We start from the raw sequence: 25082 nt of genomic DNA on the forward strand, positions 1-25082 counted from the left end.
CCCACTCGTTTGAGCAGGGCAAAAATAGAGTTAATAATATCTCCGAGAACAGAGGCAAAATCACACCTGTATTTTTGTCAAAGTTGGAAAACCATACTTCCGTTTTTACAAAATGGACGGTGTGCAACTTCGCCAAATAAATAACTATAGCGGCTTGCATAACACCGTCCACCAAGGAAGTCTTGCCACCATCCATACCAACAATCCCGATGACATGCCTTGGCGTATGGCCTTCCTGTATGCGGCTTCTGCCTCAAACTTCACACCGGAAACGCAGGAACGTCTTATCCGCGCAAACGTAGAAGCGGCCGTTCAAGTGTCCAGGGAACGTGAAGGCTGCGTGACATCAATTGGCCATTTGATTTTGACCCGGGCTGGTTTTTGGGACTGGCTCGAATCTGACTGCCAATGTCTACTTGGCCTGCCCCTCCGGGGCCTCCAAACAACAACCTATAATAGTAAATGCCAATATAATATCTTTCCATAATTTTGACATAATTTGCCAATTGTATCCCCTCTGACGCTTGGTAAAACTCAACTTCAGGCGTCGCTTGATCGCCAAGAGCGCTTGGCTTTTTCTATTTCAAGGAGAAATTGAATGCGTGACCTTCTCGAGAACGAACTGAACATCGTTTCAGGTGGCTGGGGTGCCGGAAGTGACAATGGCAGCGGCAATGACGGAAACGGCGACTGCAGCGGCGGCGACGGTGGCAACGGCGGCACCGGCGGCAATGGCGGCAACGGCGGTAACGGTGGCAGCTGCGGCTCTGATAGCGGCGGCGACTAATACCAAGAGGTCTTGTCGTCTTTGATCGACATTCGGCAGTCCGATTGCAGATTGCCTCAGACCTTTGTTCCCGCCGCAGCATCTGCGGCGGGAACACTCAAAAATTCTGTAAAAATGGCGATGCTTATGAGCAGGGTACTACGCACCATATTCGGAACAATTTTTTTCCTGTCCACTACAATTCTTTTAAGCTTTTCCATGCCAGTTTGGGCTGGTTCCGGCATCGAGATCGTAAAAAGACCACTTGGTGTTCACATTGACGGTCGTCCCTATAACCTCGACGTGCTCATTGGAAAACCTACGAATATAAAAAAGGGCAGGAAACTCCCAGTTGCTCTGATTTCTCACGGCGCCGCCGGCCGCGAACCACCAAGGCATCTTACCCTCGCGTTGTTATCTGGATGGGTGCGCGATTTCAGCGCACGTGGGTATCTGGCTGTCGCAGTAATGCGCCGCAGCTACGGAGATTCCGATGGCCCGGCCTATCAAAGTAAAGATACGTGCGAGGCGCCAAACCCTAAACTTTATTTCAAAAACCAGGCAGATGATCTGGCTGCGGCATTGCAGGCAATAGCCCACCGCAAAGACGCCGATATGGGGACCGTTCTCGGTATCGGGCATTCTGCAGGCGGGGGCGCAATGCTGGCCCTTGCCGCACGTGCAGACGTGACGATCAGTGCCGTGATCAATGTTTCCGGTGGAACCTTCCGCTACCGGCCGGGCAAACCCCTTTCCAGCGATGTCTTCGAGGGATGCGAGCGCTACAGGACAGCGGTCGACGACGCCCTGGGCAATTTCGCAGAAAAGCTGAATATTCCAACCCTGTGGCTCTACGCAAAGAATGATCCTTTCTTTCCACCGCCCTTGGCGCAACACTGGATGAATGTGTGGCACGAGAACGGTGGCAAGGGGCAGCTGAAGATCTTGCCCGACTATGAGCCAAACGGTCACAGGTTGTTCATTCAGCCAAAAGGCCAGGAGGTTCTTTGGCCCGAAATTGATGAATTCCTGAGGGCACAGGCACTCCCTGCCTGGAATGACACCAAATTCACCGAACTACGTCGCTCTCTGGGGCCGCGGCAACGCAAAGCGCTCGACAAATTTTTGGCTTCCGGCTTGTCTATGAAGGCAATGGCTGTACCGGTTGAGGGCAATACGAAAAGCTATTGGTTCACCGGTGCCCATACGCTGAAAGGCGCCAGAGCGGAGGCCGAAGGCCTGTGCCGGCAGGAGAGTGGTCAGGATTGCGTCGTGATTGTCGAGAATTTCGACCCGACGGGCCGGATGCCACGCATGCTGAAACAAAGCTCTCATAATGAATAACGAGGCGCTGTTCCGGCAAGAAGCTCTGGAAGCCCGTCGGGAGGACTGGCTCGGTGCGCCAAGACTGATGCAGCCCATCCAGCTGCGTGTGATGGCCTGGGCAGGCTTTGCCGCGACAAGCGCAATACTTCTTTTCCTGGCACTTGGCAGCTATACGCACCGTATCCGCCTTTCTGGTGAGGTTGTGTCAAGTTCCGGGATTGTACGCGTCTATGCTCCTGCGGATGGGCGCATCGTTAAGGCGGCGCTGCACGAAAATATCGATGTTAGTCGGGGAGATCCTGTTTTCACCATTGATACCGGATCAGAGACCGAACATGGCAGTACGGCCCCGCAACTTGCCGCGCAGTTACGCGAAGAAGAGCGGGAAGTCTCCAGTGAAATTGAACGGCAACACTCTTTGGAGCGTCTCGAAACGCAAATGCTTGCCGCGAGAAAAACCCAAATTAAACAGGAGCTTGCACAATATAACGGTGAAATTCAGTCTGTTGAATCCTACCTGATAAACCTGAATTCATCCTTTGAACGCTATCGTGCCCTCACAGATCGCGGTTTGGGCATTGAAGAGAAGCTGCAAGACCGCAAGGAGCGGATAATTATTCAGAAGGCACGGTTACAGACATTGCATCGAGCCGTCCTGGAACTGACAAATGAACAAAGCGACATTGAAACTGATCGTAAAAAGGTTGCAATGGAGCGTGCCTCTGAGCGAGGTGCATTGCAGCGCAACCTTGCGCGATTACGTCGCGAACGTATTGAGATAGAGGCTGGCCATATCCGTGTGGTCAGCGCCCCGGTCGACGGAACGGTCACTGCCATTATCGCGAAGGCGAATGAAATGGTTGAAGAGCATGCGCCCGTGCTCTCCATTCTGCCCCATGGCAGCCGTCCGAAGGTTCACCTTCTGGCACCGGCGCGCGCCATTGGGTTCCTGCGTGCCGGACGCTCGGTGGTTCTGCGTTATTCAGCTTATCCACATGAGAAATTCGGACAGCAACGTGGGATAATCGAAAGTGTTTCTCGTGTTGCTCTTCCCGATACGGAAGGTGCTGAAGAACCGCGCTATAGGATAATTGTTATCCCGGAACATGAAACCATCCTTGCCTATGGTCAACCCGAGCCACTGCGCCCGGGAATGACGGTAGAGGCCGATATTCTGTTGGACAGGCGCCGTCTTTATGAGTGGATCCTGGCCCCACTGATCGCCCTGCGAAACGACATCACCAAACCAGGCGAGACACATGAACCCTAACGCAAAATTTTCCGGCCTATTCCGTCGCGCGACACCGGTCATACGACAGGCCCAAGCGGCTGAATGCGGATTGGCCTGCCTGGCGATGGTTGCAGGGCGCTACGGGCTGCGGCTGGACCTGACTGCCTTGCGCCGTCGTTTTGATGTCTCGATCAAGGGCATGACTCTTCAGAATCTGGTTCAATTGGCCCGTGACCTGGATATGGATGTGCATCCGGTGAAGGCAGAGCTTGATGAGTTAAAAAAGCTACAACCACCCTGCATTCTGCACTGGTCCTTCAACCATTTTGTTGTGCTCGAAAGTATCCGCCGCGGCCAGGCAGTCATCCACGATCCGGCGAAAGGGCGCCGGATCTATTCCATGGAGGAGGTTTCACGGCATTTTACAGGCGTAGCATTAGAGCTTTGGCCTGCAACTTGTTTCAAAGGCGGCGACGAAACTACAAGATTAAGGTTTCGGGACATGCTCGGCGCGGTAATTGGCTTGCGACGCACCATGGGCCATGTGCTGATCTTCTCTGCCTGTCTTGAAGTCTTCCTGTTGCTGACGCCGATTGGCTTTCAGCTTGTAATCGATCAGGCGATTGTCGGACTGGACAAAAGCTTGCTTAGTGTTGTGGGGATTGGTCTTGGACTATTCCTTTTGCTGCAGGTGTTGCTTTCTCTTGCCTGCTCCTGGTCCATTCTGGTTCTTCAAACCGGGTTGAATGTGCAATGGGCCAGCGGCTTGTTTAACCATCTTACAGCCCTGCCCCTCGATTTTTTCGAAAAGCGTCATACCGGTGATATCGTTTCACGTTTTGGCTCGTTGAGAACGATCCAGTCCACGGCCACAACAGATCTTATCCGCGCCTTGCTCGACGGGGTTATGGCTATAGGCACCTGTATCATGATGGTTGTCTATGGTGAGTGGATGCTGTGCATCGTGCTTGCGACGACCATGATCTATGCAGGGTTGCGTGCGCTGATTTATGGTACTTATCGTCGCTCCACAGAGGACGAAATCGCCTGTCGTGCCACACAACAATCCTATTTCCTGGAAACGATTAGGGGAATGGCCAGTGTAAAATCACTTGGCCTCCGCGAACGCCGTCAGGCGACCTGGTCCAATCTCATGACGGATACGATTGATGCTTGGCTGAAATGCCAAAAACTGGATGCAATCTTCAATGCGGCCAATCGGCTCCTTTTTGGGGGGGATCGAATAATTTTGATCATGGTTGGGGCTACTGCGGTCATGGACAACGCGATGACGGTAGGCATGCTGATTGCGTTTCTTGCCTATCGCGATCAGTTCAGCAATCGCATCATTGCTCTGATTGGTATGATGATACGCCTACGCATGCTGGACGTGCATAAAAACCGCTTGGCAGATATCGCTCTGGCAACACGTGAACCTGCAGCAGCGGATACTGTCAAATCGCCATCCGTGATCCAGAAGCAGGATTTTCCTTCCGGTGCGCTGGAAATGCGGGAGGTGTGCTTTCGCTATGGCGATGGGATGCCTCTGATCCTGGATCACTGTAGTTTGAATATCGCACCAGGCGAATGTGTGGCGCTCACAGGCCCGTCGGGCTGTGGCAAGACAACAGCCTTACGCATTCTGGCCGGGCTGATCCTTCCTGATAGTGGTGACCTAATTGTCGATGGTCGGCGGTTGGCTCCGGGGCAACTCTGTGCCTATCGGCAGAAAATCGCATGCGTACTTCAGGATGATCATCTGTTTGCCGGGTCCATCGCGGAGAATATCGCTGCATTCGATGCACAGATCGACTGGGATTGGTTGGTGGAATGCACACGGATGGCTGCAATTGACACCGAAATTCAGCAAATGCCAATGGGTTACGAAACACTCGTTGGCGATATGGGCAGCGCGATGTCCGGCGGGCAGAAGCAGCGGCTTTTTCTTGCCCGCGCGCTATATCGGCGGCCGCAGATTCTCATGATGGATGAAGCCACAAGCCATCTCGATGAAGAGAATGAGCGCCTAATCAACAATGCGGTTGGCCAGCTGCGCATGACCCGGGTGGTGGTCGCTCATCGCCCTTCGACTGTTGCTTTGGCCGATCGCAACATCCTCTTCGGCACGCGCATGGCCCCGACCCGGGTCACAGCATGAGGGCAATCCGTAGACAGCCACAGTTGCCTGTTCCGAAACCAAGGGCTGTTTGAACGACGTAACGCAGAAAGGAAGTTCGTATGAGAGATCTGGAATTCAAAGAACTGGAACAAGTTTCCGGTGGCTGGAATAACGACGGCGGGGACGGCGGAGATGGCGGCGTTGGCGGAAATGGCGGCAACGGAGGCAATGGCGGTCCGGGCGGGGACGGCGGAGATGGCGGCGACGGTGGCGTCGGTGGCAATGGGGGGAATGGCGGCGATGGTGGCTGCGATGGAAAAGGCGGAAAAGGTGGCTCAGGTGGTCTGGGCGGCCAGGATGGCCAAGACGGCAGAGACGGGCCGCCCTGCTGAACCGTGCTTCTATTCATTGTCTCTGCAAAGACAATAGGCTGAATTGCAATTTATGGTCGTGGACTTATCCCCCCCCACGACCATATTTGCAGTAACCTTGCCAGATAATATTATCAGTCTGCAATTCGGCCTGATCTAGCGATTCAAAAATAGAGTGGAAACTGACAACAAAAAAGGCCCCGAATGGGACCTTCTTGAAAGCTCTGGCGGAGAGAAGGGGATTCGAACCCCTGAGGGGTTGCCCCCAACACGCTTTCCAGGCGTGCGCCTTAAACCGCTCGGCAGTTTGCCTGGGGTTTGGGGCCATGTGTAACCCGTAACGACAGGACCGAAGACGGTCAGCCCGTAGCACTTGATCCACAAGTTGCTACACAGAGGCACCACATGACCGCCGCAAAATACTGCATCCGTCGAGGCTCCACCTTCTACTTCCGCTGTCGTATTCCCTGTGACCTGATCGCCGTCTTTGGACGCCGGGAAATCCTGCGCAGCCTCCGAACAATCGACCCGATTCAGGCAAACGACCTCGCTAAGACCATTTCGGCACAAGCCGACAAGACTTTCACCACGATACGACATCAGCTTCTCCTCGGCGTGGATACGGAGATCATCAGGACCACCGCAAGGAGCTTTGAGGATAAACACCTGCCCTGTCATCGTGCCAAACGCAGCCTGTCCCGGCATGTCGCCCATTCGTTGCTCCTGGAAGGCCACAATTCAGAGGGTGGAACTCTCCTGTCCGACGCCAGCAAGACCTATGTGCAGGACCGACAAAGTGGATGGGAACCGAAGACCAAAATGATGCAGGAGGCCGCCCTGCGCCTGTTCCTGGAGATTGTCGGCGATAAACCTGTGGCACAGGTAACCCGTGAGGAAGGCCGCAGGTTCCGCGACACGGTCGCCAAGCTTCCGCCCAATATGAGCAAGCGTTTCAGGGGCATGAGTATCAAGCAGGTCCTTGCCCTGGCTCCTGACCCGATGAGCGTGAAGAACACCAACAAAATCCTGTCTGTGTCGAGTGCCTTTTTCAACTGGGCGGTGGAGGAAAAGCTGCTCCATGAGAATCCGATCCGAGGCTTGAAGCTTAAGGCGAACCACCGGGCCGACCAGGAACGGGAAGCCTTCTCGGAGGAGGACCTGAAGCGCCTCTTCGCGCAGTCTCCGCTCTATAGCGGTTGCCTGTCGGAGCGCCATCGAGACCAGAAGGGGGCAATGGTCATCAAAGATGCAAAATACTGGCTGCCCCTCATCGGTCTCTATAGCGGGATGCGCCTGGAGGAGATCGCCCAGCTTCGCGTAGCGGACTTGCGTCAGGAACAAGGCGTCTGGGTCTTTGATGTGAACGCGGAGGGCAGCAACAAGCTCAAGACGCAACAAAGTGAACGTCTGGTTCCCGTTCATAGCAAACTGATCGAGAAAGGCCTGATCGACTGTCGAAATGCCGTGAAGGGCGAAAGGCTCTGGCCGGACCTGAAGCAGGGCAACGACGGCTTCTATTCCTCCCCCTTCTCCAAGTGGTTTGGCCGCTACAAGAAGAAGATCGGCATCACCAACCCAAAGGTCACCTTCCACTCCCTACGCCATACCTTCATCAACGCCCTGAAGCAACGGGGCGTCGAGGAATCAAAGATCAAGGAACTGGTCGGTCACAAGGAGACCAGCATCACCATGGGGCGCTACGGGAAGCGGTATGAGCCTGACTGCCTCGCGGAAACTATTGAGCCAATCGGTTTCGAGGGAATAAGGCGAAGATTGGATTAAAGCTCACCACGAAATGCACGTTGGGACAAAGACGCGAACAGTTCTTCCGCCTTGTGGAGTTCCATCCTGTTCTTCTTTTCCAGTAACCTAATTTTATCTAGGCTATTCACAAAATCTCTCTGCACGTCCAATGGCGGGAGCGGCACCTGTAGCCCTTTTATAATTCCTAGGTTCAGACCAGCCATAATAGCCCCCTTATTCTGCTTGAGAATCTGTTGAAGCAGGTAGGGGTGGCGGTGGATAGCGTTAGAGATAAACTCCGGTTCGGCTTTTGATCGGTCAACGGTAATAGTGGCGAGGTGCTTTGTCGTAATAGCCAAAGGAACGTCATCAGGTACTACAGAAGACCGACCAGTCGTGCCCATGATTGTCACGATTACGTCGCCCGGTTTAACAGTATAACGCTTTAGTTTCTCGTATTTTTCGGGCGTGATATAGCGACGTTCAGCCCATTCAAATCTGTTCTTGACCGCGTTGTCGATACCAAGAACAGCGATACCACTACCAACAAACTCGGAGTGCTTTAGGTCGCTGCCGAACGGGCCAGTTCTCATTGCCCCTCGAACTGGTTCGGCCAGCGTTTCCAGTTCTACGCGAGCCCAATCGTCGTACCCTTTTGCATTCGGCCCCACACTGGATAAGAAGTGGCTCTGAACGAGTTCGTCGGCCAGCGTGAGGGCTTGCTGGCGTTTGCGGCGAATGGCGTCCGCCTTGTCCAGGATCGCGGCGATGCGGCGTTGTTCTTCAAAAGGCGGTAAGACCACCTCAATTCTTGAGGCATCAGCTTTAGTAAGTTTGGCCCTCGTGCTACCCGTTATGTACCTTGTTACGTCGTAATGTTCCAAGTGCCGTTGCAGAAATTGCAGATCAACCCCTTCCTTGGGCCGCAATACATGCGCATGATTATTTACCCAAGACTTTCCAGAGATTGAGTATGCGATTCTTCGCTCCGGAACTCCAAAATGTCCGCCGTCTTCGGCCAAGAGAATCAACGGCTCATCAAATATGTAGTTATTAATTGTCCCCTGTTGTCCGTTCGCGCCATAATAAGGATAAGGGCCTTCAACACGTTCAGTTGATTTGACGGGGCGTCTTAGATTATCCAAGAAATCAACCACATCGGACAACGTAGCCCGCGGCCAACTTGAGGAAAGCAAGTGTGCGCGAATCACAGGAGCAATCCCTCAAGATCAGCGATGTCCTTAGAAATATCCTCTTGCAGCCCTTTCATCTGCTTGAGGATTTCCTGCGGCGGGTCATAGGCTTCTTCTTCATAGACGACCTCTCTGTATCGACCGACAGACAGATCGTACTTGTTGGCCCGGATATCATCCGCCGAGACAAAGAAGGCCTTATCGGTTTTGTCCGTATCCTTTGCCGGGTCACGCTCTCTCCAGCGGTTCAGCACATCCGGCAAGTCATTGGCCTCGACCTTGCTGCGTTTGTCGTCCAGGGAGAAGCCGTCCGCCTCCACATCATAGAAGAAAACATGGTCGGTCTTACCGCCCTTGGTGAAGAGCAGGATCGCGGTGGAAACCCCGGCATAGGGCTTAAACACACCAGAGGGGAGCGAGATCACGCCTTCGAGCTGGTTCTCCTCGACCAGCAGCTTGCGCAGGGACTGATGGGCCTTGGAGGAGCCGAAGAGAACACCATCGGGCACGACCGTTGCGGAGCGCCCGCCCAGTCTCAACATGCGCAGGATCAGCACCACGAACAGAAGCTCGGTTTTTTTGGTGGTCACCTTGCTCAAAAGGCTGGGGTGGACGTCCTCGTAGTCCAGGCTGCCTTTAAAGGGCGGGTTCGCCAGGATCACGTCCAGGCTTCCATTGGCCTGTTGCGGGTAGCGTTCGGTGAAGCTGTTCGCCAGGGTGTCCTGATAATGGATATCCGGGGATTCCACGCCATGCAGGAACAGATTCATGGCCGCGATGCGCAGCATGGTGGAATCGAAATCGAAACCGTGGAACATTCCCTTGCTGATATGGGCCCTATAGGGTTCCAGCAGGTCACCGGAATAGGTTTTCTCGCCGCTGGTCTCGTCCACATAAACACCTTCGGGAGAGGTGTATTTCTGAAGCAGGTATTCCACGACCACCACGAGGAAGCCCGCCGTGCCACAGGCGGGATCACCCACCGTCTCATCCGGCTTGGGATCGACCAATTCCACCATCAGGCGGATGATATGGCGCGGGGTGCGGAACTGACCGTTGATGCCCGCCGTGGTCAGCTTACTGAGCAGGTATTCGTAGAGGTCGCCCTTGGTGTCGTCGTCCTTCAGCGGCAGCGCGTCGATCATGTTGATGGCGGAGACCAACAGCGTCGGCTTCTGGATCATCAACTGCGCATCTTTCATATATTCGCCGAAAGACGACCCTTTTGCGGCTTCCTGCTTGAAATGCGGAAAGACCTCGTCCCGGATGCGGGTCAGCAACTGCTCCGCCTGAAGGTCTTTGAAGTGGGACCAGCGGAGATGCTGCTCATTCTCTGTATAGAGGAGCGGGAAATCCTTACCTGAAAGCTTCGCCTTCCGCTCGTTCTTCGTCTCCGCGATATCCAGAAGGCGGATGAACATTAGGAAGGTGATCTGTTCGATAACCGTCAGGGGGTTTGTGATGCCGCCGGTCCAGAACTCTTCCCAGAGCTTGTCGATACGGCTCCGCAAATCACCCGTGATCATGTCGGTCTATTCCCCTGTTTCGGACTGGCTTGAAATGAGTCGATGATGCCCAGAAGCTCGTCGATCTGGGACGGATCATGGAATACCCCATAGACCCCGTCCGCATCAACACTGGTGAAGGGGGCATCCACAAGCCTGTCCTTCTGGATGCTGCCATTCTTGGCGATATGGTTCTGAAGTAAGCGCAAGAATCGCAACTGCTTAGCGCTCAGATCGGGATGATGTTGGGCGAATACCTGAAACCGTTCCTGCACGGCCTCTTCATCCATGCCGACAATGCTACGAATGATCAGGTCCAGGCTGTTCGCCGTCTTCGGGTAGAATTCCCGCAGCAGGTTCAAGTCCAGGTCGGGATGCTGCGTCAGGACCAGGGAGACGAGCCGTTGCAGGTCCGCCTCGGATACCGGTTCACAGGTGCGAATTTTTTGAAGTGTTGGGTCGGTGTCAAACAATTCCGTCAGTGCCGCCTCCACCCGCTGGCGATAGGCCGCCAAGTCAATGGAAAGGAAATTGGATGAAGTCTCCCTGACCTGGACGCCTGATACATCCTCCTTAATGTCATAGACAACCGTGTCATCACCCGCGCCGAAACCACCGCTTTCCCGGTATTTCATGATGGAACGCAGGTCGCTACGAATGTCCTCCAAATCATCCAGTGAAACGTCCTGCCAGAACTCCGGCGACTTTACCCGCTTGATCGTCGCGGCTTTTTCTCTCACCGGGTTCAGGTTCATGCGAAGGCTGTTGATCTGATTCAGGATCTCGCCCTTGCTGTTTTCGAAGTCGTTCGCCTTTTCCAAGGCAGCCAGCTGGGTCTGTGCGACCAGCAGGTCAAATTCATAGGCCTCCCGATATCCCCGGATATTCACCCATTGCATCAGCGGTGCGATGACATTGCGCAGGGTTTGGCGCGTTTCCGGCGCAAAATGCTCAATGACGCCCTCGGCCTTGACCGTCAGGAGTTCCCGCCAGCGATCTTTAACCGAAATACTGTCATCAGGCAGGGATTTAACATCCGTTTCAATCAAATCGGCGATGGTCTTGAAATCATCCACATGCGCCGCATTCAGGGATTTCTCGGCTAGCATCAGCCGCGCCTCGAACAGGCGTTGCATGAGCGGCTTGGACTGGGACGGTTCGGCTTCGGGTTTGTCCTCACCGAAATGCTCGAAATTGCCCCAATGGTCAAAGATGCGGAAAATCTTTTTGTTCTGGCCCGGTCCGAACAGGTCTTCACACAGGCGCGTTCCACGACCGATCATCTGCCAGAACTTCACCCTGGACCGCACCGGCTTGGCAAAGACGAGATTGACCACCTCCGGCACGTCGATGCCGGTATCCAGCATATCGACCGAAATTGCGATGGTGAGGTCGTTGTTCGTTCCTTCGCCCTTGAAGTCGTCAATCAGGGCTTCGGCGCGGGGGTCGTGGTTATCAATGACTTTGCAGAACTTACCGCCATATTGCGGATACATCTCGTCGAACAGCTTGTGCAGCAGGACCGCATGTTTGTGGTTCCGGGCAAAGATAATCGTCTTACCCGGTTCCTGCCCATCCGCGTTGTGTATCCCGTTTTCCATCAGGTTACGCAGGATCAGGCGGTTGGTGTCCTTGTTGAATATCTGCTTATCGACCGATCCTGCCTCGTGGTTCAGACCTTCCGGGTCAAGCCCCTCTTCTTCGACCTGGCGCTTCTGATCTTCGGTCAGTTGATCATATTTGATCCCTTCGCGAAGGAAGTTGGTCGTATGGCTAAAGACCTCAAAAGGAACCAGATGCTTTTCTTTAATCGCCTGTTCCAGCGGATAAAAAGCGGTCGGGTCCTGATTGGTGCGCCCAAAGAGCTGGTAGGTGTTACGCGAAATGAACTCAACCGGGGTCGCGGTTAGGCCCACTTGCAAACAGTCGAAGTATCGGAACATGTCCCCATAGACATTATAGATACTGCGATGGCTTTCATCCGCAATGATCAGATCGAAGAAGCCGACATCAAAGGACTGGAATATCTGCTGCATCGACGGATAGGTCGCAAGGAAGATGCGGTGCTTGGTGTCGCCGATGGACCGCTTGGACACAATGGTCAGCGGCTCATTCATATGGTCGTTGAAGGCGTTCTTCGCCTGTTTGCGTAGCTCTCGCCGGTCGCAGAGGAACAAGACACGCTTGACCCATTTCGCCCGGATCAACAGGTCCGTCAGGGCAATAGCCACACGGGTCTTCCCCGTCCCGGTAGCCTGGACGATCAGGGCTTTGCAGTGGCGCTTGGTAAATTCATCGGTAACGCGCTTGATCGTCTCAATCTGATACATGCGCCCGGCGATTTCAGCATTCACCTTCAAGCCCTTCAGGTCTTCCTTATAGCTGCGCTGGAAGTTCACCAGATGCTGGAGGCTGGCCTTGGAATAGAAGCCGAACAGACGACGCGGCGGGTATTTTTGAAGGTCGTCCCAAATCCAGATGTTATAGCCGTTGGTGTAGAAGATGACCGGGCGCTGCCCGTGCAGCCGCTCCAGCGCATCGGCATAGAGTTCTGCTTGCTTCTGGCCGCGTTCTTCGGATTGGGACGCCCGCTTGGCCTCCACCACCGCCAGGGGCCGGCCATTGTCATCCCATAGCACATAGTCGGCATAGCCCTTCCCGGTCGGGGTCGGCTGACCATCGACCTCCTCTTCCACTGTCACTTCCTGCGGATTTCGGATGTCCCATCCGGCATCGGCCAGGGCCACGTCAATGAGACGCTGTCTTGTGGTCGCCTCATCGAATTGCAAAGCATCAGCGACTTGCTGACCTTTGGCCTTCTTTTCCGGCGTGACGGGTTCTGCCTGATAATCCTGCTTCCGCTTCTCCAGTTCGGCGACTTTGGCCTCAAGCGCTTCCTTGTCGGCCTTCAGCTTGGCAAGGTCGCTCGCCTCCTCCTGAACGGGCTTGAACTTGGGAATGTCCGAGGGCTGAAAGCCGAGACAGCGAACGGCGAACCAAGCACCGACCTCAAACGCCTCCTCAATAATCCAGAGCGCCCGCTTGCTGTCCATGGACTGACCATGGGCGGCTTTGTTCCCTTCCTTGCGAATGGCGTGGAGCTTGTCACAGATAACGGTCGGCACCGCATCCGTGAAGGAGCTTTCGACAAGCAGCCGGTAGAACGCCTGATCCTCGGGCTTCGTCAGACGGAGCTGCCAATATATCTGTGCTGTGATTTTCTCCCCATAGGTCCGCAGCTTAACCAGGGAACTGACAGGATCGGGATGGGCATAGCGTTCCGCCAATGACCCAAGCTCAGCAAGGACAGGCCGATCCTTGCCCAAGAATTCAAAGTTCGAGACCCCCATTTCACACCCCAAGACCACTTAAGCACTGTTCCGATCAGGCTTCTTGTTTCAGCAGAAGCTTAACCTAGCAACCATGAGAGGATCAGAACAACTTTTTCCTCGCCTGAGGTCAAACCACTGTTCCCACACATTCTACCAATCCATCAAATGCAATTAAGTTGCACCCTCAGAGAAATAGAAGCCGGTGGGGTCAGCGTGTGCCGGAGACGCTGATCCGGAATTAGTGCCCACTAGAGACGAAAGGCCCCAACGCCCTGGCGACAAACAGCAATCACGCCCCAGCACACAAACCACCTCCCTCTCGCAGAAACACCCTCAATTAAATAGGAAAGACGTATATGAAGCCTTCTTCTTGTGCGAAAGCGCAATACGACCAACTCCTCACCCACCACAGGCAGGGGGTCAATTCTTGTTATAAGTCTCCATTACAGAGTTTGACCCCCACGGATAGTCAATCAACACTCAGCCTTACAAGGCAGACCATAGCCAGTCTGCGTCTCTATTTCGAAACGGAAACCGATCATCGCCCCTCTGATCAGATGTGGTCAGCCTTGGAGGATATGGCCGACACATTGCAGCGGATGGCGGAAGGTACCTGTCCACCACGATATTACCTGTCCAGCCTTGATCCCGGTGTCGGTAAAACCAAGACCATTACCCACTTCATAAAAATCCTGCTCCAATCACAGGATCATTTTGGGGTTTCCGTGCTGATTTGTGTCTCCCGGCTCGACGAGATTGCAAAATTGGCTCATGAACTGGAACTTCAGAAAGACGAATTCGCAGTCTTCACCAGCAACGACGACCTAAACGAACTTGGAGCGGAGAATTCCAACGAAGCCCGTGTCCTGTTCACCACGCAACAGATGATCGAGAAACGTTGTGATGGATTGAACTTCTGTGACGTTGAGGCCTTTCACTATCGGGGTCATGCCAGGGAAGTTCGAATCTGGGATGAGGCTATCTTGCCCGGTCAAACAATCACCGTGAACCGTGACGAAATCGCTCACCTTTTTGCGCCCCTTCGAAAGGCGCATCCGCAACTAACAGACGCTGTCGAGAGCTTCTTTAACGCGCTTCGCAATGCGGAGGATGGAGCAAAAGTCCAGGTTCCCAACCTTGAGGAAGACTTCAACGTCGATCTCAACGATGTTCTGGGATTGCTGTCGGGAAGCCACCAAAGTCATCGTGATGCCGCCTCCGGTCTCTGGCAGCTATCGGGCAGGTCCGCCACGGTCCGAAGAGACGGAGCCATCGGCAACACAGCTTTGGATTTCAGAGACACCTTGCCGGAAGACCTAATGCCATTGCTCGTCTTGGATGCCTCGGGCCGCGTCCGCACGACATATCGCCATTGGAAGGAGCGTCGTGGAAACCTTGTCATGCTCAGCCATGCGGCGAAACAGTATCAAAATCTAAACATTTACGTCTGGAACAAGGGTGGCGGCAAGAGCAGTTTCCAGCGCGAGAGCCAAGCCCTGATAGACGGCATTGTCTCCACCATCAACACCAAGCCTCGGGAGGAATGGTTGGTGGTGCACCACAAACCCGGCACCAATCTCGATATCCCATCGCAAGTTCGCGATCTGGTCGATGGTGACAAAGGCCGTATTCATTTCATTCACTGGGGAAACCATCATGGAACCAACGCTTACGCCCATATCAAAAACGTCATCCTGGCGGGTACGCTGTTCTATCGTCCATCACAATATGAAGCTCTGGGCCGCCTGGGCTCTGGCTACGCTCCCGATCAAGCCCTGACACGTCACGACTATGAAGCCGTTCAGGTTGGCGAACATAGTCATCTTATTCTCCAGGCCCTTTGTCGAGGAGCGGTGCGGAAATGTATCAACGACGCCTGTGCTCCTTGCGACGCCTATATTATTGCGGCGGCCAATAGCGGCATTCGGCAAGCCCTGCCTTCGATATTCCCCGGATGCCACGTGCGGCGATGGCAACCAATCGAGAAGGTTCTCCGAGGAAAAGTCGGTGCGGCCATCAAACGTATTCAGGAGCATCTTGAGTTGTCTCCCGACACTCTAATCACCTTCAAAGAGGTCGCCTCAACAATCGGAATGAGCGACATGAAGAACTTCCGCAGAAGCGTCAGACGAAATCCTGACTTTGAAGAAGCCCTGCTCGCTTTGGGTGTCGTCGAGCACGGCAAAGGGCACAATCCCAGCGGATTTATCAAAGAAGCCGCAGTATATGGGTTCACCAACGACAACGATGATGCAAGACCGTTCGATTTTGGCACAAATTTCTGAGCACCTATAACATATAGCGAGACGAAACTTTCCCCCCGGTACCCCCGTGCTTGTCATAGGGGCCGGAAGGGGGACTTATCGTTTCCCGCGTCTTTGTCTGACTATCGGTTTTTTCGCCAATCGGGATTCACAGTTGATCCACAAGTTGCTACACTGCGCGTCTGCTACTGGCTGATCCCATCCAAGATGACGCTACCGGTTGCACAACGGAAAGCATAGACCAGACAACAAAAAAGGCCCCGAATGGGACCTTCTTGAAAGCTCTGGCGGAGAGAAGGGGATTCGAACCCCTGAGGGGTTGCCCCCAACACGCTTTCCAGGCGTGCGCCTTAAACCGCTCGGCCATCTCTCCAAATTTCGCTGCCCTTGGAAGCAGGTTCTTCCCTTGGGCGCGGGGAACCTACAAAAAGCGGGCGGTCTGTGCAAGACGCTATTTACAAATTTTGGTAACTTTTTTCCTATCGCACACCCTCTTGCGCGTGAGGCCCGGGTTGTTCTAGGGTCTTTCAGGGAAAAAACGCGGGCAGGGCCGCCAATAGACAAATGATCATATTTCGAATTCTGGGTCGACTCTTCATCATTCTGGCGCTGGTGCTGATGGCACTGGCGATCGGCATCTGGCTGTCAGGCAACAACATCACACAGCCTGCCGGACAGCTTTGGTATCACCTGCATCTGCAAAGCCTGCAGTATACGCAGGTTATTCTGGAACGCTATCTGGGGCTGACACAGGTCTGGCTCACCGTGTTCCAGGACGGCCTGCTGCAACTGCCCGCCTGGGACAGCATGCTGCGTGTCGTGGTCTTCCTGCTGTTGGTCGGCGGCCTGATGGTCTATCTCGGCCGTGACCGCAAAGCCAAAACCACTTTCCACAATTAGGGCAAAAGAAAAGGCGGCATTACTGCCGCCTCGCTCTTCACATGCCGTCGATGGCAATCAGTTATCGCCCATCTTGAGCGCTTCCAGGAAGGCCGACTGCGGGATTTCCACCTTGCCGAACTGGCGCATCCGCTTTTTACCTTCCTTCTGCTTTTCCAGCAGCTTGCGTTTACGGGTGATATCACCGCCATAACATTTCGCGGTCACATCCTTGCGCAACGCACCCAGCGTCTCACGGGCAATGATCTTGCCACCGATCGCCGCCTGCAGGGCCACCTTGAACAACTGCCGCGGGATCAGGTCCTTCAGACGGGCACAGATCGCCCGGCCGCGATATTCCGCCTGGTTGCGGTGCACGATCATCGCAAGCGCGTCGACAGGATCGCTGTTGATCATGATCTGAACCTTCACCAGATCACCGTCGCGATACTCGGTGATCTCATAGTCGAAGGAGGCATAGCCCTTGGTGATCGACTTCAGGCGGTCGTAGAAATCGAAGACCACTTCGTTCAGCGGCAGATTATAGACCACCATGGCGCGGTCGCCCACATAGGTCAGGTCCACCTGCTCGCCCCGGCGTTCGGTACAAAGCGTCAGCACGGGGCCGAGGAATTCATCCGGTACCAGGATCGTCGCCTTGATCCAGGGTTCCTGGATATTGGTAATCTTGGTGACATCCGGATAATCCGCCGGGTTATGCAGTTCCAGCGATGTGCCATCCGTCAGGTCGATCTTGTAGACAACCGACGGCGCGGTGGAAATCAGGTCCAGATCGAACTCACGCGACAGGCGTTCCTGGATGATTTCCAGATGCAGGAGGCCTAAGAAACCGCAACGGAAACCGAAGCCCAGCGCCGCACTGGTTTCCATTTCAAACTGGAAGCTGGCGTCGTTCAGCGCCAGTTTGCCCAGGCTGTCGCGCAGATGTTCGAAATCGCTGGCGTCAACGGGGAACAGGCCGCAGAAGACCACCGGCACGGAGGGTTTGAACCCGCCCCAGGGCTTGTCCGTCGGCTTCCGGTCATCGGTGATGGTGTCACCGATCTGGCAGTCATGGACCGATTTGATACTGGCGGTGATGAAACCCATCTCGCCCGGGCCCAACTCGTCGATCATCACATGTTTCGGCGTGAAGATACCGACCCGGTCCACCTCATGGGCAGAGCCCTGGGACATCATCCGGACCTTCATGCCCTTTTTCAGAACACCGTCCTTCACACGGACGAGAATTACGACGCCCAGATAGGGGTCATACCAGCTATCGACCAGCATCGCCTTGAGTGATGCCGAACGGTCGCCTTCGGGCGCGGGGAGATGTTCGACAATCGCCTCCAGCACGTCCGGCACGCCGACGCCGGTCTTGGCGGAAATTTCCAGCGCACCACTGGCGTCAATGCCGATCACATCCTCGATCTGTTCGCGAACGCGGTCCGGTTCGGCGGCAGGCAGGTCAACCTTGTTGAGGACCGGGAGCAACTCCAGGTCATTGTCCATGGCCAGATAGACATTGGCCAGCGTCTGCGCCTCCACACCCTGACTGGCGTCCACCACCAGCAGCGCGCCTTCGCAGGCAGCCAGAGAGCGCGAGACCTCATAGGCAAAGTCCACATGGCCCGGCGTATCCATCAGGTTCAGGATGTAGGTCTCCCCATCCTTGGCCTTGTATTCCAGGCGCACGGTCTGCGCCTTGATGGTGATGCCGCGCTCACGCTCCAGCTCCATATTGTCGAGCACTTGCTCTTTCATCTCGCGGTCGGTCAATCCACCGCAAACCTGAATCAGGCGGTCCGCCAGGGTCGATTTCCCATGGTCGATATGCGCCACGATCGAGAAGTTACGAATACGAGACTGGTCGATAGTCATGAACGGCTTTCCTACTCACTGCACAATCGTGCAAATCCGCGCGCAAGATAGGCTCGCGGCCCTCAATTGGCAACGGGATTCAAACAGGTGGTGCGGCGGTTTCCGCCAGTTTCGTGTCAGAGACCGTAGTCTCCATGCACCAGCGCGTGCAACCAGTCCGACAGGTCGTCGGTAATGTGATGCACATGCCCGCCTTCGGACCCCATGCTGGACCATTCCTCGGAGGTACGCACCCACACAGTGGTCATACCGAGACGCGCCGGTTCCTTCAAGTTTTTCGCCATATCCTCGACCATTACCGCCTTGGACGGGTCGATGTCATAGGCCTTGATCAGCGCCGCATAGGGTTCCGGGTTGGGTTTGGGGATATAGTTGGAGGCCACGATATCGAAAATCGCGTCGAAATGCCCGCCAATACCCAGTTGCGCCAGTGTGGCTTTGGCGTGATCCACGGTGCCGTTGGTGAAGACGATCTTCCGGCCCGGCAATTCCTCCAGCGCCTTGTCCAGACGGTCATCCTGCAACACCGGCGAATAGTCGATATCATGGACGAAATCGAGGAATTCCTTCGGCGCCATGTCATGATGGTGCATGAGGCCGTTCAGGGTCGTGCCATGTTCCTTGAAATAGCGTTTCTGGATGACACGCGCCTCGTCATAGTCAATCCCCAGAAAACGACTGATGAAATCACCCATTTTCCGGTCGATCTGGGCAAACAGGTTACAGCGCTGCGGGTAAAGCGTGTTGTCCAGGTCGAAGACCCAGGTCTCCGTCGCCAACAGAGCCTTCCAGTCGGCCTCACTCATCCCATCCAGCATCGCTTGTTTTGTATCCGGCACGGGTATCACCCTTTCCAATTCCATCTGGCCGCCAGAGTGCTTTTTCCATCGGGCAAAAGCAAGCCGCACCGGACAGTGGTCGGGTATTTTTTCAGGGCTGCAACAAAAATTGGACGATGGCGGACAGTAGGATTACATTCGGTAAAGGGACATGGGGTACAAAAAATAGAAAATGGATAAGGTTTGAGCCCGCAAAACAAATATATTCCCAGCCATCCGAAAATTCCCAACCGGTTGGACTATGAAACCGCAAGCCATCTGGCGCGCGATGACAATGCAAACGTCCGCAAGGCCCTGGCCGACCATCCCGACTGTCCGCCGGAAGTTCTCTATTATCTGGCGGAGGACGATGACATAGGCGTACGGCGGTCCGTTGCCTGCAATGTCAAAACGCCCCGCAAGGCAGACCTGCTTCTGACCGGCGACGACAATCCCGACGTCCGGTTTGACCTGGCTGGCAAGATTGCGCGGGTAACGCCCAACCTGCCGGAGGACAAGCGCCGCACCGTTTATAAGCTGACGGTGGATATTCTGGCGGCATTGGCCGACGATCAGCTCGAGCGGGTGCGCCTCATCCTCTCCGAGACATTGAAGGACATGCCCAACGCCCCGCGCGACATTGTCAAAAAACTCGCCAGTGATGACATACATGCTGTTGCGGAGCCGGTACTTAAATTCTCTCCCGTCCTGACGGAGGCGGACCTTATCGACATCATTTACAGCGCCCCCGTCCAAGGCGCGCTGTCGTCCATTTCACAACGAAGCACGGTCACCGAGAGTGTGGCCGACGCAATCGTCGAAAAAGGCAGCGAGCGGGATATTACCTACCTGCTGGAAAACCCCAAAGCCGCCATCAGTGACAAATCCCTGGACAATATCCTTGAGCGCGCGCCTGAAGTCGAAGACTGGCACAAGCCTCTGACGCGACGCCCGGCGCTCTCTTCAAAAACTGTTCAACGGTTGGCCAGTTTCGTCGCCATGAACCTTCTGGACGACATGCAGAAGCGCCTCGACCTCGACGACGATACGCTGGTGATACTCGCGCAGGCGGTGGAAACGCGCATCGCGGACCAGAGCGACCAGGGCGATGACAATAACGGTATCGACTGGGGCTCCGACAATGCCGTCCTGAAACATGCCCAGGAACTGCACAAACGTGGGAAGCTGACGGCTGAGGTCATTGAAGAGGCCTTCGACGAGGGCAAGCGGCAGTTTGTTGTGGCGGCGGTGTCTGTTCTCAGTGGCCTGGATACTGCAATCATCGCGGAAACCTTTGGCGCGCAACGACCACGGCGAACCCTCGCCATCTGCTGGAAGGCAGGCCTGAGCGCGCATTTTGCGCGTCTGGTTCAGGTCCAGATGGGCCGGGTCAGGCCGGACAGGGTCATCGGCCCCACAGATGAGGGCGACTTCGCCCTCACGCCGAATGAATTAACCGGACTATTGAAAGAACTGTAGGCAGCAAAAGAAAAAGCCCCCCGGACCGGGGGCTTTTGCATTCCTGAAACGACCTAGCCGAGCGGCTTGTCGTCGCCCCAGATCATTGTCCCTGCCCCAAGTTCGGTAAAGATTTCCAGCAGAATGGTATGGGCGTGGCGGCCATCCAGGATGGCAGCGGCCTCTGCCCCTTCCTCAATGGCATGGATGCAGGTTTCGACCTTGGGGATCATGCCGCCGGACAGGGTGCCGTCGGTCATCAGTTCCCGCGCGCGGCTGAGGTTCATATCGCGGATCAACTCGCCCTGTTTGTCCAGGACGCCCGCGATATCGGTCAGCAGATAGAGGCGACGCGCCCCCACCGCGCCTGCAATCGCACCAGCGGCGGTATCAGCATTGATATTGTAGGTGTGGCCGTCCTCGCCCCAGCCAATCGGCGCGATTACCGGAATGAATTCCGAATCCGTCAAAAGATTCAAAATGGACGGATCAACCGTGGTCGGCTCACCGACAAAACCCAGGTCCAGAACCTGTTCGATATTGGAATCGGGGTCCTTCTTGGTACGGGTCAGTTTGCGCGCCCGGATCAGGCCCGCATCCTTGCCCGCGATCCCCACCGCCCGGCCACCTTCGGCCTGCAGGGCGGCGACGATTTGCTTGTTGATGTTACCGCACAGGACCATTTCGGCAATCGTGACGGTTTCCTCATCCGTCACCCGCAGGCCATCCACGAATTCGCTTTCCTTCTGGATACGCTTCAGCATCGCCCCGATCTGCGGTCCGCCGCCGTGGACGATTATGGGGTTGATTCCCACCTGTTTCAGCAAAACGATGTCGCGTGCGAATTTCTTGGAAAGCGTCTCGTCGCCCATGGCATGGCCGCCATATTTGATGATCAGGGTTTCCCCGCTATAGCGGCGCATATAGGGCAGCGCCTCTGTCAGCAGGCCTGCCTTTTCCAACCATTCCAGGCGCCGTTTCGTTTTGTCCATGGCCAATCCACCCCCACCAGTTCGATTATGTCTATGCGTCTTTCTTTCCATGCGAATGAGTCTACCTCAGAGGCTCTTCCAAAGCCAATTCCGACAGCAGGGCACGGACTTCCGGAACCCCCTGCCCCGTCTGGGAGCTGGTCCTGAACAGGAAGGGATGCGCTGCCGCCCGTGTCTTGATTTCCTTCTCGACCTTTTGCGCGGTGTCATCCACCTGCGCCCTTTTTACCTTGTCGATCTTGGTCAGGATAATCTGATAGGCAACCCCCGCCTCGTCCAGCATATCCATCAGATCGTGGTCCGATGCCTTGAAGCCATGGCGCGCGTCGACCAGCAAACAAAGCCGTTTCAGGTTGCTGCGCCCACGCAGATAATCTTTCACAAGCCCCGTCCAGATGCGGATATCCTCTTTGGAGGCCCGTGCATAGCCATGGCCCGGCAGGTCCACCAGCATCAGGCGGCGGCCCAGGTTGAAGAAGTTCAACTGTTTGGTCCGGCCCGGCGTATTACTGGTCCGCGCCAGGGTCTTCCGTCCCGTCAGGGCATTCACCAGACTGGATTTGCCCACGTTGGACCGGCCCGCGAAGGCAACTTCGGGGTAATTGGCGTCCGGCAGCGTCTTGAGCGAGGTCACGCTGAGCAGGAACTCGCAGGCCTGTGCAAACAAATGGCGCCCGCGTTCTATCTGGTCGTCGTCGAATTCCATAACCGTTCCACCTGGATAAAAGACCGGCCCCGCAACGGGGGCCGGTTTCAATACTAACTTAGGATGCTTCCGCCTTGCCACCACCGATGGCAACACCCATCCGCTTCATGATCAACCATTGCTGGATAATCGACAGCGTGTTGTTCGTTGCCCAGTAGATCACCAGACCGGCGGGGAAACGACCCAGCATGAAGGTGAAGATGATCGGCATGAACATAAACACCTTGGCCTGGACCGGGTCGGCGGGCGACGGATTGAGGCGCTGTTGCAGCCACATGGTGAAGCCCATGATCAACGGCCAGATCCCGATATTCAGGATATGCAGGCTCGCCGGGACGCTCCAGTCAATCGTGCCGAACAGCGTCAGAACACCCAGCGGGTCCGGCGCGGACAGGTCATGAATCCAGCCGAAGAACGGCGCATGACGCATTTCAATGGTCACAAAGAGTGTCTTATAGAGCGAGAAGAAGATCGGAATCTGGAACACGATCGGCAGACAACCGGCCAGCGGATTGACCTTTTCCTTCTTGTAAAGCTGCATCATTTCCTGATTCAGCTTCTGACGGTCATCCGCGTAACGTTCCTTCATCTCCTGCATCTTGGGCTGCAGCAATTTCATCTTGCTCATGGAACGGTAGGACTTGTTCGCCAGCGGGAACAGCAACGCCTTGATACCAAAGGTCAGCACGATGATCGCCAGACCGAAGTTACCCAGGAAGCTGTGCAACCAGTGAATGGCGTAGAAAATCGGCTTGGTCAGGAAGTAGAGATAACCAAAGTCGATTGCCAGGTCGAATTTCGGGATCTGGTATTCTTCGGCATACTGATCAAGCAGAGACTTTTTCTTCGCACCGGCGAAGAAATGGCTGCCCATTTCCTGCGTGGCACCGGCTGCAATCGTCGTTGCGGGCGCCAGGAAGTCCGCCTGATAAGAGAAATCGTCACCGCGCGGCGTCGCCCGGAAGCTGGTCTTGACGTCAGACTTCTGATCCGGAACCAGAGCCGTCAGCCAATATTTGTCGGTGATACCGAGCCAGCCACCGGTCGTATCGTTTTTCGCAGTTGGTTCGTCTTTCAGGTCTTTGTATTTGATTTCTTCCAACTTGTCGTTGAAGACGCCCAGCATGCCTTCATGCAGAAGGTAATAGCCCAGAACCTTGGGTGTGCCGATGCGCGAAATCAGACCATAGGGCGCCGCCTGAACCGGCTTGCCGCTGTTGTTCACGATGCGCTGTTTGACCGAGAACATATAGTCGTCGTCCAGGCCCAGAATCTGCTGGAAGGTAACGCCCTGCGGGTTGGTCCAGGACAGGGTGACCGGCTTGCCCGGGGCGAGGGTGTCGGAATCCGCCGTCCAGACCGTGTTATTGTCCGGGGCGGTGAAACCCTTGTCGAGCCACCAGTTGAAATTCACGAAATAAGGGTTCTGGCTACCGGCGGGCTGCAACAGGACAACCTTATCGTCGGGATGGTCCAGATCGACCTCATATTCGCTCAAGGTCAGGTCATCGACCCGGGCGCCTTTCAGATTGATCGACCCGGACAGTTTCGGCGCCTTGATGGTCACACGCGGCGTTTCCACCAGAACGTCCTTGCGGTCACGGGCAACTGCCGTGGCGGCTCCGCCAACCTGCGGCTGCGTCGTTGCCTGGGCGTTGGATGCGGACGCGGGGGCAGGCGTTGCGGTGCCTTCCGCAGTTTCCTGCGGCGGCGGCAAGTCCTTCACCTGCGATTGTTCGTAGAGGTTCCACCCCACAAGAATGGCGATGGACAATACGACAGCGAGAACAACGTTTTTTTGGTCCATGGAAACCCCGGTTTCGCGTCCTGACGATCCCCTGCGGCCGTTTGACAGCCTGGCCCGTCACTGCGGATTCATGTCTTGGGCTGAGTGGAGTCCACTCCTGCCTCTGTTCCCTCGTCCCGCCAAAGCTTCAGACGTTTGAGGGCCTTGTTTAAGTCCCGAACGAGGGCGTCGTAAGGCCGGTCCGGTGTCGCCCCTCTGGCGATGAGGACATAGTCATGCCCGGGTTCGGCATGAACCGGCATGACCATGGCGGCCACTGCCTTTAAACGCCGACGCGCCCGGTTTCGGGTCACCGCCTTGCCAACTTTTTTGCTGGCGGTGAATCCGATCCGGACTGCTTCGGTTGGCGCAATAGACTTGCGGGCCTGGAGAACCAGACCCGGCATGGCAGCGCTGCGCCGGGCACCGGCCACGCGCAAAAACTCCGGCCGCCGCTTCAGTCTTTCGACGGCGGGAGACATCGGCAGCCCTTAGGCGGACAGACGCTTGCGGCCTTTAGCGCGGCGGTTTGCCAGAACCTGGCGGCCGGCTTTGGTGGCCATGCGTGCACGGAAGCCATGGCGGCGCTTGCGAACGAGCTGGCTCGGCTGGTAAGTGCGTTTCACGATATTTCTCCATATTTTCTTCGGTCGCACCTGTCCCGTATACGGACAGGCCGCTAAATTCGAACGCCGCTGTATAGTGCGTG

The 25082-nt window shown here is 55.5% G+C and carries 19 protein-coding genes and 1 tRNA gene; 9 read left to right on the forward strand and 11 right to left on the reverse strand.

All coding sequences use genetic code 11. From position 1 onward, the window contains the following. The first annotated feature begins 598 nt into the window (after positions 1–598). The 6 genes from IF205_RS00915 (at position 599) to IF205_RS00940 (ending at position 7595) form a co-directional block, all read left to right on the forward strand. Entirely contained in the window at positions 599–787 is a 189-nt protein-coding gene (locus IF205_RS00915; RefSeq protein WP_259781407.1) for a hypothetical protein, read from the forward strand. 21 nt (positions 788–808) lie between these two features. After that, positions 809–2110: an alpha/beta hydrolase gene (locus tag IF205_RS00920; RefSeq protein WP_259781408.1), complete on the forward strand. Its 1302-nt coding sequence runs from the start codon at positions 809–811 to the stop codon at positions 2108–2110. Then, complete coding sequence (locus tag IF205_RS00925; protein ID WP_259781409.1) at positions 2103–3362, forward strand: HlyD family secretion protein; 1260 nt, start codon at positions 2103–2105, stop codon at positions 3360–3362. The genes IF205_RS00920 and IF205_RS00925 overlap by 8 nt, the downstream gene beginning before the upstream one ends. Next, the gene (locus IF205_RS00930) at positions 3352–5481 is read left to right on the forward strand and encodes a peptidase domain-containing ABC transporter (protein ID WP_259781410.1); all 2130 of its coding nucleotides are present in this window, start codon (positions 3352–3354) and stop codon (positions 5479–5481) included. The genes IF205_RS00925 and IF205_RS00930 overlap by 11 nt, the downstream gene beginning before the upstream one ends. A gap of 120 nt (positions 5482–5601) precedes the next feature. Further along, positions 5602–5871 carry a hypothetical protein gene (locus IF205_RS00935; protein WP_259781411.1) on the forward strand — a complete coding sequence of 90 codons (270 nt, stop codon included), beginning with the start codon at positions 5602–5604 and terminating at the stop codon, positions 5869–5871. 347 nt (positions 5872–6218) lie between these two features. Then, positions 6219–7595 carry a site-specific integrase gene (locus IF205_RS00940; protein ID WP_259781412.1) on the forward strand — a complete coding sequence of 459 codons (1377 nt, stop codon included), beginning with the start codon at positions 6219–6221 and terminating at the stop codon, positions 7593–7595. Here the strand turns inward: IF205_RS00940 and IF205_RS00945 are convergent. Genes IF205_RS00945 through IF205_RS00955 form a run of 3 tightly spaced genes read right to left on the reverse strand, consistent with a single transcriptional unit; the run spans position 7592 to position 13604 of the window. Further along, entirely contained in the window at positions 7592–8767 is a 1176-nt protein-coding gene (locus IF205_RS00945) for a restriction endonuclease subunit S (RefSeq protein ID WP_259781413.1), read from the reverse strand. The genes IF205_RS00940 and IF205_RS00945 overlap by 4 nt on opposite strands. Next, positions 8764–10275 carry a type I restriction-modification system subunit M gene (locus tag IF205_RS00950; RefSeq protein ID WP_259781414.1) on the reverse strand — a complete coding sequence of 504 codons (1512 nt, stop codon included), beginning with the start codon at positions 10273–10275 and terminating at the stop codon, positions 8764–8766. Before IF205_RS00950 ends, IF205_RS00945 begins: the two co-directional genes overlap by 4 nt. Continuing rightward, positions 10272–13604, reverse strand: coding sequence for a DEAD/DEAH box helicase family protein (locus IF205_RS00955; protein WP_259781415.1), 3333 nt, complete (start codon positions 13602–13604; stop codon positions 10272–10274). The genes IF205_RS00950 and IF205_RS00955 overlap by 4 nt, the downstream gene beginning before the upstream one ends. Before the next feature lie 560 nt (positions 13605–14164). Between IF205_RS00955 and IF205_RS00960 the strand changes: the two genes are divergently transcribed. Then, positions 14165–15871, forward strand: a complete 1707-nt coding sequence (locus tag IF205_RS00960) for a DEAD/DEAH box helicase family protein (protein ID WP_259781416.1) — start codon at positions 14165–14167, stop codon at positions 15869–15871. Between the two features lie 264 nt (positions 15872–16135). On the opposite strand, the gene IF205_RS00965 is transcribed toward IF205_RS00960, so the two are convergent. Then, positions 16136–16223: transfer RNA gene (locus tag IF205_RS00965), tRNA-Ser, on the reverse strand. 191 nt (positions 16224–16414) lie between these two features. Here IF205_RS00965 and IF205_RS00970 point away from each other — a divergent pair. After that, on the forward strand, positions 16415–16750 hold the full coding sequence (locus tag IF205_RS00970; RefSeq protein ID WP_259781417.1) for a hypothetical protein: 336 nt from the start codon (positions 16415–16417) through the stop codon (positions 16748–16750). A 57-nt stretch (positions 16751–16807) separates the two neighbouring features. Here IF205_RS00970 and lepA read toward each other — a convergent pair whose 3' ends face one another. Both lepA and IF205_RS00980 read right to left on the reverse strand, forming a co-directional pair. Continuing rightward, a complete protein-coding gene (gene lepA, locus IF205_RS00975; RefSeq protein ID WP_259781418.1) occupies positions 16808–18613 on the reverse strand; it encodes a translation elongation factor 4 in 1806 nt (601 codons plus the stop codon). A 116-nt stretch (positions 18614–18729) separates the two neighbouring features. Continuing rightward, entirely contained in the window at positions 18730–19452 is a 723-nt protein-coding gene (locus IF205_RS00980; protein ID WP_259781419.1) for a pyrimidine 5'-nucleotidase, read from the reverse strand. A gap of 183 nt (positions 19453–19635) precedes the next feature. On the opposite strand from IF205_RS00980, the gene IF205_RS00985 reads away from it, so the two are divergent. Continuing rightward, on the forward strand, positions 19636–20910 hold the full coding sequence (locus IF205_RS00985) for a DUF2336 domain-containing protein (RefSeq protein ID WP_259781420.1): 1275 nt from the start codon (positions 19636–19638) through the stop codon (positions 20908–20910). A gap of 53 nt (positions 20911–20963) precedes the next feature. On the opposite strand, the gene argB is transcribed toward IF205_RS00985, so the two are convergent. From argB to rpmH, 5 genes are all read right to left on the reverse strand, one after another. Next, the gene (gene argB / locus IF205_RS00990) at positions 20964–21881 is read right to left on the reverse strand and encodes an acetylglutamate kinase (RefSeq protein WP_259781421.1); all 918 of its coding nucleotides are present in this window, start codon (positions 21879–21881) and stop codon (positions 20964–20966) included. Positions 21882–21942: 61 nt separating this feature from the next. Further along, positions 21943–22587: a ribosome biogenesis GTP-binding protein YihA/YsxC gene (gene yihA, locus IF205_RS00995; RefSeq protein WP_259781422.1), complete on the reverse strand. Its 645-nt coding sequence runs from the start codon at positions 22585–22587 to the stop codon at positions 21943–21945. A gap of 58 nt (positions 22588–22645) precedes the next feature. Beyond that, positions 22646–24394, reverse strand: a complete 1749-nt coding sequence (yidC, locus tag IF205_RS01000; protein ID WP_259781423.1) for a membrane protein insertase YidC — start codon at positions 24392–24394, stop codon at positions 22646–22648. Positions 24395–24462: 68 nt separating this feature from the next. Next, positions 24463–24855: a ribonuclease P protein component gene (gene rnpA / locus IF205_RS01005; protein ID WP_259781424.1), complete on the reverse strand. Its 393-nt coding sequence runs from the start codon at positions 24853–24855 to the stop codon at positions 24463–24465. A 9-nt stretch (positions 24856–24864) separates the two neighbouring features. After that, on the reverse strand, positions 24865–24999 hold the full coding sequence (gene rpmH / locus IF205_RS01010; RefSeq protein WP_259781425.1) for a 50S ribosomal protein L34: 135 nt from the start codon (positions 24997–24999) through the stop codon (positions 24865–24867). Positions 25000–25082: the final 83 nt, after the last annotated feature.

Source organism: Aestuariispira ectoiniformans, assembly GCF_025136295.1.
Classification (GTDB): domain Bacteria; phylum Pseudomonadota; class Alphaproteobacteria; order UBA8366; family Aestuariispiraceae; genus Aestuariispira_A; species Aestuariispira_A ectoiniformans.

Bases quoted from the DNA above. Each gene is read 5' to 3' on its own strand.
- IF205_RS00955 (WP_259781415.1), bottom strand. From the start codon at position 13,604: ATGGGGGTCTCGAACTTTGAATTCTTGGGCAAGGATCGGCCTGTCCTT.
- IF205_RS00960 (WP_259781416.1), top strand. From the start codon at position 14,165: ATGGCCGACACATTGCAGCGGATGGCGGAAGGTACCTGTCCACCACGA.
- IF205_RS00970 (WP_259781417.1), top strand. From the start codon at position 16,415: ATGATCATATTTCGAATTCTGGGTCGACTCTTCATCATTCTGGCGCTG.
- IF205_RS00950 (WP_259781414.1), bottom strand. From the start codon at position 10,275: ATGATCACGGGTGATTTGCGGAGCCGTATCGACAAGCTCTGGGAAGAG.
- IF205_RS00930 (WP_259781410.1), top strand. From the start codon at position 3,352: ATGAACCCTAACGCAAAATTTTCCGGCCTATTCCGTCGCGCGACACCG.
- yidC (WP_259781423.1), bottom strand. From the start codon at position 24,394: ATGGACCAAAAAAACGTTGTTCTCGCTGTCGTATTGTCCATCGCCATT.
- argB (WP_259781421.1), bottom strand. From the start codon at position 21,881: ATGGACAAAACGAAACGGCGCCTGGAATGGTTGGAAAAGGCAGGCCTG.
- rnpA (WP_259781424.1), bottom strand. From the start codon at position 24,855: ATGTCTCCCGCCGTCGAAAGACTGAAGCGGCGGCCGGAGTTTTTGCGC.
- yihA (WP_259781422.1), bottom strand. From the start codon at position 22,587: ATGGAATTCGACGACGACCAGATAGAACGCGGGCGCCATTTGTTTGCA.
- IF205_RS00940 (WP_259781412.1), top strand. From the start codon at position 6,219: ATGACCGCCGCAAAATACTGCATCCGTCGAGGCTCCACCTTCTACTTC.
- IF205_RS00915 (WP_259781407.1), top strand. From the start codon at position 599: ATGCGTGACCTTCTCGAGAACGAACTGAACATCGTTTCAGGTGGCTGG.
- lepA (WP_259781418.1), bottom strand. From the start codon at position 18,613: ATGACTATCGACCAGTCTCGTATTCGTAACTTCTCGATCGTGGCGCAT.
- IF205_RS00925 (WP_259781409.1), top strand. From the start codon at position 2,103: ATGAATAACGAGGCGCTGTTCCGGCAAGAAGCTCTGGAAGCCCGTCGG.